General features: G+C 40.7%; 12 protein-coding genes. 11 read left to right on the top strand and 1 reads right to left on the bottom strand.

What is annotated here, in order from left to right; genetic code table 11:
- Position 1: 1 nt before the first annotated feature.
- From JHJ32_RS19740 to JHJ32_RS19720, 5 genes are all read left to right on the top strand, one after another.
- On the top strand, positions 2-1,297 hold the full coding sequence (locus JHJ32_RS19740) for a TolC family protein (RefSeq protein ID WP_066439822.1): 1,296 nt from the start codon (positions 2-4) through the stop codon (positions 1,295-1,297).
- A gap of 112 nt (positions 1,298-1,409) precedes the next feature.
- Positions 1,410-1,943, top strand: coding sequence for a DUF2652 domain-containing protein (locus tag JHJ32_RS19735; RefSeq protein ID WP_233632775.1), 534 nt, complete (start codon positions 1,410-1,412; stop codon positions 1,941-1,943).
- 116 nt (positions 1,944-2,059) lie between these two features.
- On the top strand, positions 2,060-2,485 hold the full coding sequence (locus tag JHJ32_RS19730) for a Fur family transcriptional regulator (RefSeq protein ID WP_082171028.1): 426 nt from the start codon (positions 2,060-2,062) through the stop codon (positions 2,483-2,485).
- A gap of 120 nt (positions 2,486-2,605) precedes the next feature.
- Entirely contained in the window at positions 2,606-3,007 is a 402-nt protein-coding gene (locus tag JHJ32_RS19725; RefSeq protein WP_050377142.1) for an HAD family hydrolase, read from the top strand.
- A gap of 126 nt (positions 3,008-3,133) precedes the next feature.
- Positions 3,134-5,389: a heavy metal translocating P-type ATPase gene (locus tag JHJ32_RS19720; protein ID WP_050377143.1), complete on the top strand. Its 2,256-nt coding sequence runs from the start codon at positions 3,134-3,136 to the stop codon at positions 5,387-5,389.
- Between the two features lie 228 nt (positions 5,390-5,617).
- On the opposite strand, the gene hppD is transcribed toward JHJ32_RS19720, so the two are convergent.
- Entirely contained in the window at positions 5,618-6,778 is a 1,161-nt protein-coding gene (gene hppD / locus JHJ32_RS19715; protein ID WP_200122125.1) for a 4-hydroxyphenylpyruvate dioxygenase, read from the bottom strand.
- Positions 6,779-7,145: 367 nt separating this feature from the next.
- Here hppD and JHJ32_RS19710 point away from each other — a divergent pair, with 367 nt between their 5' ends.
- The 6 genes from JHJ32_RS19710 (at position 7,146) to JHJ32_RS19685 (ending at position 12,530) form a co-directional block, all read left to right on the top strand.
- Positions 7,146-7,367: a heavy-metal-associated domain-containing protein gene (locus JHJ32_RS19710; protein ID WP_120182569.1), complete on the top strand. Its 222-nt coding sequence runs from the start codon at positions 7,146-7,148 to the stop codon at positions 7,365-7,367.
- Positions 7,368-7,406: 39 nt separating this feature from the next.
- The gene (locus tag JHJ32_RS19705) at positions 7,407-7,850 is read left to right on the top strand and encodes a DUF3347 domain-containing protein (protein WP_120182570.1); all 444 of its coding nucleotides are present in this window, start codon (positions 7,407-7,409) and stop codon (positions 7,848-7,850) included.
- Between the two features lie 65 nt (positions 7,851-7,915).
- Entirely contained in the window at positions 7,916-10,219 is a 2,304-nt protein-coding gene (locus tag JHJ32_RS19700; protein ID WP_120182571.1) for a multicopper oxidase family protein, read from the top strand.
- A gap of 176 nt (positions 10,220-10,395) precedes the next feature.
- Positions 10,396-10,617 (top strand): heavy-metal-associated domain-containing protein, encoded by a 222-nt coding sequence (locus JHJ32_RS19695; RefSeq protein ID WP_120182572.1) that lies wholly within the window; start codon positions 10,396-10,398, stop codon positions 10,615-10,617.
- 161 nt (positions 10,618-10,778) lie between these two features.
- On the top strand, positions 10,779-11,606 hold the full coding sequence (locus tag JHJ32_RS19690) for an RteC domain-containing protein (protein ID WP_200122124.1): 828 nt from the start codon (positions 10,779-10,781) through the stop codon (positions 11,604-11,606).
- 192 nt (positions 11,607-11,798) lie between these two features.
- On the top strand, positions 11,799-12,530 hold the full coding sequence (locus JHJ32_RS19685) for a polysaccharide biosynthesis/export family protein (RefSeq protein WP_200122123.1): 732 nt from the start codon (positions 11,799-11,801) through the stop codon (positions 12,528-12,530).
- Positions 12,531-12,545 lie beyond the last annotated feature (15 nt).

Raw genomic sequence — 12,545 nt, 5'->3', positions numbered from 1 at the left:
TATGTTACAGAAAAGATATAAAACAGTCATAAAGGTTTTTATATGCGGTTTCGTTCTTTTGCAGGGAACAAACAACCTCTTTGCACAACAGCAGCTAACCCTTGCGGAAAGCAAAGAACTGGCATTAAAAAACAATAACAGAATAGGCAAAGCTAAAGAAGACGTAATTGCCACCCAATCCGACAAGCTGATTGCGGATGTGGCAGGCAGACCAAAACTGGATGCTTCGGCAACCGCCTTTTACTTTGGCGAGCCATTGAACACAATGCTGCCCGAATACGGGTTTGCACCGATGGTCAGCGTTACACAGCCGATTTACACAGGCGGTAAGATTAAGTACGGCAAGCAGATGGCAGAAACCAATATACAGATGAGCAATGCGCAACAACGATTGGTGGAAGACGAAGTATTACTGGCTACCGAAACCGCTTACTGGCTTTTAGTGCAGGCTAAGGAAGAAATCAAACTGGAACAGCAGGTTAAAAAGCAACTGGCTTCGCATTATACATTCCTGAACAACCAGTTTGGGGCAGGATTGATTTACAAAAACGATGTATTGCGGGCAAAGGTGCTCCAGAATGAAAACGAAGCCCGTTTGCAGGCTGCGGAGAATAAGCTCATCCTGGCAAAAAGAAGATTGAGCCAGTTAATCGGGATGGAAGCCCCAACAGGTATAGACGTAGCCGATACATTGAGTACGGGCGACTTTTCTAAGCAGGGTGTTTTGGATGCTGTCGATGCGAACCGACCGGAAATTGAGTTGGCAACCAATGGCATTAAAATGAGCCAGCTTACCAAAAGTATGCTCAAAGCCGACCTGAAACCATCGGTAGGCTTATCGCTCAATGGAATGGCTGCCTTTGGAAAAGAGGGTATTAACTTTGGCGACCCGACCAAAAACCATATGCTAACCTACTTTGGTATGCTAAGCGTGAAAATCCCGGTTTTTGACTGGGGTAGCAGAAAAGAAAAAGTAAAACAGCAGGAAGCTAATATACGTTCGGCTGAATACGGTTTGAAAGAACTGAAAAGCCAAATCACGGTGGAGATTGAGCACGCAATGCTTAATCTGCAATTGCAGGCGAATAACATTGATTTGATGCAGGCGTCATTAATTGAAGCCGACGAAAATTTGAAGTTGAGCAATGACCGCTTTAAAGCCGGAACCATTACCGGAGAAGATGTGCTGATAGCTGAAACGCTTTGGCAAAGAGCATACAGCAATATGTTGGATGCAAAAATACGGTACAAAATAGCCGAAGCTGTGTACCACAAAGCTACCGGGCAGATAAAATAGTTTTTGTTGGAGTGAGATACACTCAATTTGCGGGGGACGGTAACAAGCCCCTGCATTTTTAATGGTTAATACGATGATATAAATGCAACACGATACTGCCAATAAAAACGGTATGATAATGATACCCGACATTTCAGGCTTTACGGATTTCGTTATCAAATCAAATATGTTTGTTGGAAAATACATAACAGAAAGCCTGCTCAAATCAGTAATGGATAGCAATATCCTTTGCCTTGAAATTTCCGAGGTTGAGGGCGATGCGATACTTTTTTACAAGTACCACAACCTGCCCACCTTTGAAGAAACATTGATGCAGATAGAACAGATGTACAACGATTTTCAAAAGGAACTCAAACGCCTCGCATTACAACTGGCAATAGAAATTCCTTTATCATTAAAGATAATTGTACACTACGGGGAATTTACCAAATACAAAATCGGGAAATTCGAGAAGCTCTACGGCGCACCTGTGGTAGAAGCACACAAGATGCTGAAAAATCATATTGCCGAACATCCGCCTTATGCCTTGTTTTCTGATGCTTTTTTACAAGCCAATTTCGACCAACCCGAAAAAGCAACCGTAGAATACGACAATTGCGATGACTGTATGTATTTGCCCGAAATCGGCTACATACATTACCTGTAAAAACCTAAACAGTAAATATCATAAATCAAACAAAGAATATCGTAAAATTGTCGGCAGCAAGGTTGTCTATTTTTGTGTAATCACCTTAGCTACGGACAGCATATAAAATACTAAAAATGGAACGCTTGGAACAAAAATTATTGAACAGGAGTATAAAACCAACATCAGTTAGGCTGTTAATTTTTAAAACAATGTCTGACTTTAAAAAAGCGTTCAGCCTTACCGATTTGGAAACCGAATTGGAAACTGTCAATAAATCGACCATTTTCAGAACGTTGAGCCTTTTTCACGACAACCTGCTCATCCATACGATTGATGACGGTTCCGGCTCAATGAAGTATTCCATTTGCAGTGATACCTGTATGTGTACCGTTGGCGAGCTGCACGTACATTTTAACTGTAACCGTTGTAAAAATACCTTTTGCCTTGAAAGCATTTCCATACCGCCCATTCAGCTTCCCGATAAATTTCTGTTGGAAAGTGTCAATTTCGTGATGAAAGGAATGTGTAACGAATGTTCGAGGTTCGTTAAGAAAAAATAATTTTTATCCCAATCGGTTAATCAAAAGCAGTCATATTTCAGGATATGGCTGCTTTTCATTTGCAACCAAGTTCCCAAAACCAACGGGTAGTTTTGCTGTGTAATTAAATCAAATATTACTATGGCAGATAAATATATCCCTACCCAAGATACAGATGTAGGCTACAACAATAATTTTAAAGTCATCAGGTTTGAATGTGCCGTTCCCGAAAAAGACACGATGATGGCATACACGGCAGCACTGCAATCCAAAGCAGAGCATCCCATAGCAAAAGCTATTCTCAAAGCACTTCCGCCAATCACTTTATCAGATTATACGGTTGATAAATTTGAAAAGATACCCGGCTGCGGCATTAAAGGTTTTGTGGACGGACACGAAGTCATCATCGGCAATATAGCCTGGATGAAATCTTATGACTTCTATTACGATGAAAGTTTAGACCACGTAAACGAAAAGGTGGTTATTGTAATGATTGACGACAGGTACACAGGCTGTTTTTTCATTACCGAAACCACAGCATAGCAACCGCTCCTTTCCAAAAGGCAAATTTTATATACTCCAAAATAGCCGTGTTGCTTTTGCAACTAAGTTCCCAAAACCCCATAGTAATTTTGCCTTATAAATGGAAATTAAAAACAATTAATAGATATGTCAAAACTATGTTGCAGTACAGATAACAATCTGAACCTTGTAAAAAAAAAGGAACACAAACACAAATATGATACGCAGGGTAATCAGTTGTGCTGTGTAAGAACAGAGAAAATTTATGAAAAAGCAGGAGCAGCAGATTTGCTAAAAGATGCCAATCATAAAGATGACGGACACGGACACACTGACGGCAGCAGTTGCAGTGAAGACGATGCCGGACATTGTGATGATGAGGAAGACCATCACGACCACAGCCACCACCATCACGACCACGGTCATAAACACAGCCATAACAAAAAAGGTGGTCATAACCACGACCACGGACACGACCATAGTCACGGACACGGGCACAGCCACGGGGATGACCACGACCACAGCCACGACATAGAGGGCAAAACAGCGTTTCAGCTTTTTATGCCTGCGGGTATCTCATTAATTTTATTGCTTATCGCCATCGGGTTAGATAATTACTTTCCACAGGATTGGTTTACCGGATGGGTACGAATTGCTTGGTATGTAATTGCCTATATCCCTGTCGGACTACCCGTAATTAAAGAAGCAATAGAAAGTATCCGGTATAAAGATTTCTTTTCAGAGTTCTTCTTAATGGGTATTGCTACAATAGGAGCATTTGCCATAGGCGAATATCCCGAAGCAGTAGCCGTTATGTTGTTTTATTCCGTAGGAGAAGTTTTTCAGACCATTGCAGTATCAAGAGCCAAAGGAAATATTAAAGCCCTGTTAGACCAACGTCCTGATGAAGTTACGGTTCTTAGGGCAGGCAAAGCGGTTGTGATAAAAGCCGAAGATGCTAACATTGGCGATATTATCCAATTGAAACCGGGCGAAAAATTAGGCTTGGACGGCGAATTAGTTTCGGATAGTGCTTCATTCAATACAGCAGCACTCACAGGAGAAAGTAAACCCGACACCAAAGGTAAAGGCGACACTGTACTGGCAGGTATGATTAACCTGAATACCGTAAGTCAGATAAAAGTTACTACCGACTACGCTGATAGTAAATTGAGCAAAATTCTGGAATTGGTACAGGATGCAACTTCTCAAAAAGCACCCACCGAATTATTTATCCGTAAATTCTCCAAAGTTTATACGCCAATCGTAGTGTACCTGTCAATAGCCATTACTTTGCTGCCTGCACTCTTTGTAGATAACTATGTATTCAGCGAATGGCTGTACAGAGCATTGGTATTTTTGGTTATCTCTTGTCCTTGTGCGTTGGTAATTTCCATTCCGTTAGGTTACTTCGGTGGTATTGGAGCAGCGAGCCGGAACGGTATCTTGTTCAAAGGTTCCAACTTCCTTGATATTCTTGCCAAAGTTGAAAACGTAGTAATGGACAAAACAGGAACGATGACCGAGGGCGTTTTCAAAGTACAGGAAGTATTCATAAAACCGGAGTTCAACAAAGATGAAATCCTGAACCTTGTCAATGTTTTAGAAAGCCAAAGTACGCACCCTGTGGCAACCGCAATCCACAATTACTGGGGAGAAGTAGATACCACAGTGAAACTTGAAAATACGGAAGAAATTGCCGGACACGGGCTAAAAACCACTGTCAACGGTAAAGAGCTGTTGGTAGGTAATTTCAAATTGCTTGACAAGTTCAATATCAGCCACGATGCAGACACGGCAAACATTGTTTATACCGTGATAGCAATCGCTTATGGTGGTAAGTTTGCCGGATATATAACCATTTCTGACAGCATTAAAGTAGATGCGAAAGCCGCCGTTGACAAACTGCGTAAAATGGGTGTTAGAACCACAATGTTAAGCGGGGACAAAAATACCGTGGTACAATACGTTTCAAATCAGTTAGGAATTGACAGTGCATACGGAGATTTATTGCCCGAAGACAAAGTAAATAAAGTAAAAGAAATCAAATCCCGTAATGGAAGCGTAGCCTTTATCGGGGACGGTGTAAACGATGCTCCTGTAATTGCATTGAGTGATGCGGGTATCGCAATGGGTGGTTTAGGAAGTGATGCCGCCATTGAAACTGCCGATGTGGTTATACAGGACGATATGCCGTCTAAAATCCCGATGGCTATCAATATCGGGAAACAGACGAAGAAAATTGTTTATCAGAATATTGTTTTGGCGTTCGGTGTGAAAGCAATTGTACTGATACTCGGAGCAGGCGGACTGGCTACAATGTGGGAAGCCGTATTTGCCGATGTAGGTGTGGCATTATTAGCAATTCTAAACGCGGTGCGAATACAGAAAATGAAGTTTTAATTGTTGGATTTGACTGCCGCCGAAAATATTCTGCGGCAGTTTTTTTTGACCTAAACCAAAAAGGAAGATGGCAAAACATCAATCACAGGCATCGCTTATTAATTGTCAAAAACAACATTGAACACAAACATTAACCAAATTGTAAACTATACCAAAAATAAATGCACACAAAAAGAGGCTGTTTCAATATTGGAAACAGCCTCTTCGCATTAAAAGAAAATTATAGAATTATAACGTACCTCTGCGTTCCTGCTCTCTTTCGATAGACTGGAACAAAGCCTTAAAATTTCCTGCGCCAAAACCTCTTGCACCCATTCTTTGGATAACCTCAAAGAAGAATGTAGGGCGGTCTTCCACAGGTCTTGTAAAGATTTGCAATAAATAGCCCTCTTCGTCTGCATCAATCAAAATACCCAATTCCTGTAATTCCTTTATATCCTCTTTAAATCGGTGCATATGCGCTTTTAAACGGTCTGGAATAGCATCATAATACGCTTGTGGCGGTCTTGATAGAAATTCAACACCTCTTGATTTAAGGTCGTTTACCGTCTTTACAATATCGTCCGTAGTTACCGCAATATGCTGAACACCCTCGCCCTCATAAAATTCAAGGTACTCTTCAATCTGCGATTTCTTTTTGCCCTCTGCGGGTTCGTTAATCGGGAACTTAATTCTGCCGTTACCATTTGCCATTACTTTTGACATCAGGGCAGAATATTCGGTTGAAACCTGCTTATCATCAAAAGACAGAAAGTTTTCAAATCCCATTACATCCTCAAACCATTTTACCCAGGTGTCCATTTGGTTCCAGTCCACATTGCCCACCATATGGTCAATATATTTCAGTCCGGCAGGAGCAGGATTATATTCGGTTTCCCATTTTTCATAACCTGGCATAAAAATACCGTTGTAGTTTTTGCGTTCGGTAAACATAAAAATGGTTTCGCCATACGCATAGATACCCGATTGTACCACTTCGCCGTTTTTATCTGTGGTTACGGTAGGTTCCATATAGGCTTTTGCACCTCTCGATGTGGTTTCTTCAAAGACTTTGCGGGCATCTTCCACCCAAAGACCAACCACTTTGATGCCATCGCCGTGTTTTTTAACGTGTTCGTTGATTTCAGAATTAGACCGCATTCCGGTAGTTAAGACCAACCGTACTTTATCCTGTTTTACCACGTAAGATGCCCTGTCTTTCATTCCCGTTTCCAGTCCGGCATAAGCCTCTGACCGAAATCCGAAAGCGGACTTATAATAATGGGCAGCCTGCTTCGCATTGCCTACATAAAACTCTACATAGTCGGTTCCTAAAATCGGTAAAAAGTCCTGTGCACCTTCGAATATTTTATCCAAGCCGTATTCAACGTTTTTCAAATCGTTTGTCATTATAATGATTTTTAAAAATTATGTTATGTGTGATTTTGCAATAAAGGTTTTTGCACAAGTGGGATTGTGCAATAGTGTTTTAGTTCCTGAACCCGAGCTACAACATCGCCCGATGCAAAACCGAGAGAAAGGTTTTGATAGACATTTTATAATCAGTTAGCGTTATTAAGCGGTAAATGTATTCCGCTTATTCAGAACCAACACCATAATCAGTAAAAGTCACAAAACAAAACCGAAATATTACAAGCGGAACCGTTTTTGAGGTATAATCAGTAAATATCATAAATCAAACAAGGAATATCGCAAACAGCATAGCGCATTATGTTCCGAATTTTGTACCAACAAAAACAATTAAAAGTTCAATACAATGGAAAGTAAAAATCTTCAATTCAAGACAAACCTTAACTGTGGTAACTGTGTATCAAAAGTGCAGGCAGATTTAGATAACGCAGACGGTATCTGCGAATGGAACGTTGACACCACAAACAGCGATAAAATACTGACTGTAAAAGCAGAGGGCATTACCGAAGACGAGGTTGTCGCAATCATCAGGAAAAAAGGTTTTAAAGCTGAACCTGTTTCAGCATAATACCATCAGCAATTCACTAATCTTTAAAAGGAACAAAAAATGAAAAAGTTAATAGTTGCAATAACCGTAATGATGTTTGGATTTTCTGCTTTTGCACAAAATACAGGCAACCTGCTGAACAATTATATCAGCGTAAAAAATGCTTTGGTAAGCAGTGACAGCAAGGCGGCAAACACCGCTATTTCCGCACTGAACGAAGCCGTAAAGAGCGAAGACAATTTTGCACAGAAAGCAGAATTGCAGAAAGCCACCGAGAAATTAAGCAAGGCAGGCAACAACATTGAAAAGCAAAGAGCCGCTTTCAATGATGTATCTACCATAATGTGGAAACTGGTAAAACCATCCGACAAAGTAAACCAACCAGTTTACTACCAGTATTGCCCGATGAAAAAAGCATATTGGTTGAGCAAAGAAAAGGACATCAAAAATCCTTACTACGGTTCATCTATGCTTACGTGTGGTAAAGTTGCAGAAACTAAATAATACCCATTAAGGCATTGCTCATTAGGCAATGCCTTTTAATCTTTATAACCAATGCTATTTTTAAAATGGATAATCAAAAATTTCTTCACAAAAAGCTGTTGCCGCTAACCCTGTTGGCACTCTTTATATCACAAGTCAGCATTGCCCAAAAAGTAGTCCATTACGACCTGTATGTAAGAGATACGGTTGTAAACTACGCAGGCAAAGAAAAAAGGGCAATCGCTGTAAACGGGCAAATCCCAATGCCCACGCTTGAATTTACAGAGGGCGACACGGCAGAAATTGTTGTCCATAACCAGTTGAAAGAAAGTACATCCCTGCATTGGCACGGGCTATTCCTGCCCAATAAAGAAGACGGTGTACCTTTCTTAACGCAAATGCCCATAGAACCCGGCACAACCTATACTTACCGTTTCCCGATTATTCAGACCGGAACGCACTGGTATCATTCACATTCGGGCTTGCAGGAGCAGATTGGTATGTACGGCAGCTTTATAATGCACAAAAGGGCTGATGACAAAACATTCAGGAAAGGCATTGACGATTTGCCGGAAATTCCCATAATGCTAAGCGAATGGACGAACCTCAATCCCAACAATGTACACCGTATGCTGCACAATGCAAGCGATTGGTTTGCCATAAGAAAAGGCGCAACACAAAGCTATGCCGAAGCCATCCAAAGCGGTAAATTCAAAACCAAGCTGACCAACGAATGGAAACGTATGTTGGCTATGGACGTGAGCGATGTATATTACGAACGTGTGCTGATGAACGGCAATCATCATACAGACCTGAAAAGCATTGACGGCAAGCCGTTAAAAGCAGGCGACAAAGTGCGTTTGCGGATTTCTAATGGCGGTGCATCCTCTTACTTTTGGCTTCGCTACGCAGGCGGTAAAATGTCCGTAGTGGCAAGCGACGGCAACGATGTGCAACCTGTGGATGTGGACAGGCTGATTATCGCTGTATCTGAAACTTACGATGTAGTCGTTACCATTCCCGAAGACGGTAAAGCCTTTGAATTTATGGCAACTACCGAAGACCGTACCCAATCCACAAGCTATTTTATTGGCAGCGGTACAAAACAATATGTTGGGGAAATGCCACGCCTGAAATATTTTGAGGGTATGAAGATGATGAATGATATGATGAAGATGAACGGCGACCTTGACGATATGGGAATGAATATGAGCCTTAACCAAATGGATATGAACGTAGTAATGTATCCTGAAATTACAGGCGAAGAAAAGGGCAAGAAAGCTAAGGACAATGGGCAGCCAATGGAGCATCACGGGGAAAACCATAAAATGAATACGGACGAAGACCCCAACCGTTATAATGCCAATGCGTTGAGCAATATAGTAACGCTCAATTACGCAATGCTGAAATCGCCACACAATACCACATTGCCAAAAGATGCTCCGGTAAAAGAACTGAAATTTACCCTTACCGGAAATATGAACCGTTACGTTTGGAGTATGGATAATAAGGTCTTGGCAGAAAGCGACAAAATACCTGTAAAGAAAGGCGAGATTTTGAGGATTACCATTCACAACAACTCAATGATGCGCCACCCGATACACCTGCACGGTTTTGATTTCAGGGTGCTGAATGAGCACGGCGAAAATGCACCGATGAAAAATATAATCGACATTATGCCGATGGAAACCGATACCATCGAGTTTCTTGCCAATACCGAGGGCGATTGGTTTTTCCATTGCCATATCCTGTACCATATGATGGCAGGAATGAACAGGGTTTTTGCAGTGGACGATTATAAAAATCCCGAATTGCCCAACAAGGAAAAAGCCTATAAAATGTTACAGCGGGAAAGCAATATGCCACACTTAATGGCACAGAGCGACTTTGCCATCAACGGTATAGACGGGGAAGCTATGCTGATGAACGCCCGTTACAGTTTGGGTACAGAATGGCGTTTAGGCTACAACGATATGCACGGCTACGAAGTAGAAACCCATTTAGGACGTTACATCGGTAAAATGCAATGGCTGATGCCGTTTATCGGTTTCGATTGGCGATACCGCAAAATGGGAATGGACGAACACGAGCAAAACCTGTTCGGACAGGTCAATAAAAAGGACAACCGGGCAGCAGTCAGCTTGGGTGTAATGTACACCCTGCCAATGCTCGTTAATGTACAGGCAGAAGTATATCACGATGGGATTTTTCGTGTATCGTTAATGCGTGAGGATATACCTATCTCCCGAAGACTAAGAGCCGGATTTATGGTCAATACCGATTTGGAATATATGGCAGACCTGCGGTATATCCTGACAAGGCATATCGGTATCAGAACACACTATGATAGTGATATGGGCTTTGGTGTAGGGCTTTCGCTCATCTACTAAAGCATTTCAATACAAGATTGGGAAAGGTTGTAGCGTTGCTATGACCTTTTTGCTTTTTATAATACGGGCTAAATCAGTAAAAGTCACAAATCAAACAAGAAATATCACAATAGCAGGCTTTGGAATTATGCTGAATTTTGCAACAGTACAAAACATTATAAATAAATTTCAAAAAAATGGAAAATAGAGAATTTCAATTCAAAACCAACCTTAATTGTGGTGGATGCGTATCAAAAGTAAAAGCTGATTTGGACGGAGCGGACGGTATCTGCGAATGGAATGTAGATACAGCTAACAATGACAAAATTCTAACCGTAAAATCAGAGGGAATTACAGAAGATGAAATAGTTGCCATCGTTAAGAAAAAAGGCTTTAAAGCAGAACCTTTAATGGTTTAATACACAAGCCCTATTCAGTTTCAAAAGTGAAAGCGGATATGGCTTTCCTATAAGCATACTATAACAAACATATTGAAATGAGGTAATTTATTGTAGGATACCTGCAATTACTGCCTCATTTTATCCTTTTTATTGGTATCATACTTAAAATTCCGCTTTCAATGACAGATTATTGCCATACTATAATAAACGAATTAGACGATAGAATAAGTGAATTGACCTACGAGCAGAATAATTCATTGGTATCGTATGAAAATGCTATTGTGCTGGTATTGCAGAAGATTGAAGAGGTAAAGAAGCACATTCAAGAAAAGGGATTTAAAGATGCGGAAGAAGAAATATTGTTTTTCAAGCAGCTAAAGCCGCAGTTAGTTTCAAAACTTATCTTCTTCAATTCGATTTATAAAATTGAAACAAAAAGACCACGTGGAGGGGATAAAATTATCAGGAAATACCTCAATATTGAGCTTTCCAAAATCAAGCGGTACTTCGATGCCAATCTGGAATTTTACAAGTATTACAGAACCAACAGCACCCATCTTGATAACAAATACTTTGTACGTGGCAAACACGATATTAAGCTAAGTTTAGACACCTATTATTTTGAGGCAGACCACAATTTTACAACCTCACACGATTACAAAGTAGCCAAGATTATTGCCAATGATTTGATACAGGTTTATCTCGAAGACCAGTTGAATAACAACAGTCAGAAAAGAATTTGGGAAAACCCGCCTTTAAACTGGACGGGCAGCAAGACCTCACTCATCGAGTTGATATATTCGCTGCATTCGCAAGGTTCGATTGACAACGGTAATGCAGACATTAAAATCATAGCCAAAACCTTTGAAAATATGTTTAATATTGACTTAGGGGATTTCTATCATTCCTATTTGGAACTGAAAGGCAGGAAGATAAACCGAACGAAGTTCCTTGATAGTCTTCGGGATGCACTTATCAAAAGAATGGACGAGCAAGACGAAAAATAAAGGTAAAGTTTCAATGCTTTACCTTTATTTTTTATAAATTTGCAATAATGATTTACAAGGTAATTGAATGAAAGCAAGTGCAGTAAGCACCATTACTAAATCGTTACCGATAACTCTTTCGGTTCTTGTAAACTACTCTTTATTAGTCAGTTTTGACTAAATTAATCTTTTTTCTTAAAAAAAACAATCACTATGTTCAGATTCTGTTTAAACTTAAGCATTGCATTCTTATGTCTTCTCGGGGCCACTTCTTGCAGTTTCTATAAAAAAACCATTTATTTCCAGGATATCAGTAGGCGACAGCAAACTGAAGAAGCCATTAAGAATTTTACACCTGTAACGGTGCAGCCTAACGATATTTTATCTATTTCGGTTACCAGTCTAAACCCCATAGCGTGGCCAGATACTGCGAATACCGACAAAGGGTATTTAGTTGATCAAAATGGGACCATCTCGTTGCCGATGGTCGGTACACTTGCCGTTGCCGGAAAAACAACTGCAGCAATAGCCGAGGAGGTAAAAGAGAAGCTGCTTCCCTATTTAAAGGAACCTTCCGTGGTTGTAAGGATGCTGAATTTCAAGATAACGGTAATGGGCGATGTCTTAAAGCCCGATGTATATCCCGTGTTGAGCGAACGGATAACCATCAATGAAGCGTTGGGGATGGCCGGTGATCTGAATATAACGGCAAAAAGGAGCAATATCTTATTGATCCGAGAGGTGGACGGAAGACGGATCTTCGTGCCCATCGATTTATTAGCCGGGCGAAAAACCTTTAATTCAGAGTATTATTACCTCAAAAACAATGATATTATTTATGTGGAAGCGGGCAGGAATAAGTACGCCTCAGTTGATGGAAACTACCGAATCTTAAGTCTCCTGCTGTCTGCTGCTTCCATCGTTGCCATTATTGTTACACGTTGATTAAATAACTATTTC

The organism is Parapedobacter sp. ISTM3, from assembly GCF_016533505.1.
GTDB classification, from domain to species: Bacteria; Bacteroidota; Bacteroidia; order Sphingobacteriales; family Sphingobacteriaceae; genus Parapedobacter; species Parapedobacter luteus.
Note: the sequence above shows the minus strand (reverse complement) of the source record. Positions and strands in the feature narration are given on the sequence as shown.